Source organism: Anaeromassilibacillus sp. An200, assembly GCF_002160025.1.
In the GTDB taxonomy this organism is placed as follows: Bacteria; Bacillota; Clostridia; order Oscillospirales; family Acutalibacteraceae; genus Caccousia; species Caccousia stercoris.
Window position 1 is genome coordinate 1 of record NZ_NFJU01000106.1, and the last position, 2,044, is coordinate 2,044.

Below are 2,044 nucleotides of genomic sequence, written 5' to 3' on the forward strand. Positions count from 1 at the left end.
GCAACCACACAGAGCGCAAGGAACGGGAGAATTTCTTAAAGCACTACCACGGCGAGTACAGCGGCCATTCCGGTGGGAATGACGATGTGACCTACCAGCTCAGTAAAGGCGTTTCTTTCAGCCACGGCAGTATCACCGCCCCCTACGCCAAGGTGGAGCTGAAATGGCCCGCCGTGGAAAAGCGCGTCAGCGCCATGATCGCCCAGGGGCGGTTCCTCACCGATGAGGACAGCGCCGCCATGCCGCAGTATGAGAAGCACCAGCTTGCCCGGAATATCCGCACTTTCTTTGAGAACGTACCCCAGGAGCAGCCCCACCCCTATCCCTTTGGCTTTGACTATTGGGACGCGGTGAAGCTCATTGAGCCGCAGCTTGACGACCCGGCCCGTGTGGAAGAAATCTATCAGATGATGGTTCCCATTTGGGAAGCCACCCCGCAGGATGACAGGATGTATGCCCTGCGCCAGCAGGCATTTGAAAACCTCACCGCCTTCCGGCAGGGAACCTTCACGCTTTTTGCAGAGTACAAGGAGCCTGTGGCTCCTGCCGTGCCGCAAGCCAAAGCCTACGACTTGGGCTATGGCCATCTGGGAAATGGGCTTACTGTGTGGAACCGGCTGGAGGAAGAACACGGGGATTACAAAACGGTTGCCCACATCGCGCCGGATCGCACGGTAACGATTTATGATGAGGAAATGCCCCAGGCAGTGCGGGAGGAAATCCAGTGGATTGCTGACACTTCGGAAATGACTATTTCCGCCACCCAAGACGCGCCGGTGTTCACTGTGCCGCCCAGGGTACAGGGACCGCCTCAAAAAGAAGAACTGGCAGACCCCTACCCGGAGCTGGCCGCCCAGGTGCTGCGCTTTGTGGGAGAGTTTGACGGTTCCCGCGTGGGCTATGGCGAAGATGACGCTCAGGCGGTGGAGAATATCACCCAGCAGCTCCATGACCCTGTTCAGCGGGAGGAAATCCGCAGACTGCTTCAATCCTTCCTGGACCATGCGGACCCGGAAGAAGAAATCGCGGTGGATATCACCCTCTGTATGGAGCAGATCGCGGAGCTGCCCCCGGCCCTTACCCCGGAACAGGCGCAGATAGAAGAAATCGCCGGTTATCTGGAGGAGGCCGGATATGCGGCTTCCAGCCAACTGATCGAAGAAGGCTTGATGGATTACCGTGCTCATGGCGGCAAAGGTAACAGCCAGGATGTTGCCGACTTCATTGAGCGCGAGTTTTTGTCCGAGGAGCCGGAACCTGCTTCACTGGAGATCGCCAAAGAGTTTATCAACGATTTTTGCGTGGCTGAGTATGGCAGCCCAGCCGATTTCAGTGATCTGGAAAAGGTGGGCATTGCCTACACCACCGTTACGGATGAGGAAATCCCCATCCAGGTCAATGCCGATTTGGTCCATTACCGCATTGAGCGTTACCTGGACGGGCAGTTTTTGGAGCGCAGGCAGTATGAGAGCCTGGACGAACTCATCCAAAACGAACTGGCAGAACTGGATTTTGACCAACTCACCTCTGTGGACCAGGACTATTTCAATGAAAAATACCCTCCCGACATAGAGCCATACATCTTCTGCGAGTGGAGCGAAAGCCCCGTGTTTGAAGATGGAAAACGCTACGGTATCCGTGAATTCGACACCCTGATGAAACAGGCGGATGAGGAGCAGGTGGCCGGTGCAAAGGCTGCTCTTGAAAAATACGGCACTTGGCAGGCGTGGTACGAATCCGATGACCCAGAAAATGCTCGGTTCCTGGGGTATGACAAGGTGAAATTTACCGTGGTCATGCCAGATGGCACCACCTACACCGAGCGCCAGGATATTGGGGACGGTGACGGGGGCGTTCTGGACTTCCTCGCACAATATCCCAAGTACCAAGACATCCTTCCCTTGTTGCAGCAAAGTACACCACCACAAAATGATTATTTCTCCACAGTGAGTTACAACTTCAAGCACCGGTTCAACCACGCCACAGTGGAGTATGTGTTCCGGTGGGTATTGAAAGCTGCAGCAGAGGAAGGCTATCTGGACAC

At 55.5% G+C, this 2,044-nt stretch carries 1 protein-coding gene; it reads left to right on the forward strand.

Annotation, left to right across the window (positions count from 1 at the left end):
• Positions 1–2,044, forward strand: a 2,044-nt coding sequence (locus B5F35_RS18015; RefSeq protein ID WP_330396283.1) for an LPD25 domain-containing protein, incomplete at both ends; no start/stop codon positions are given.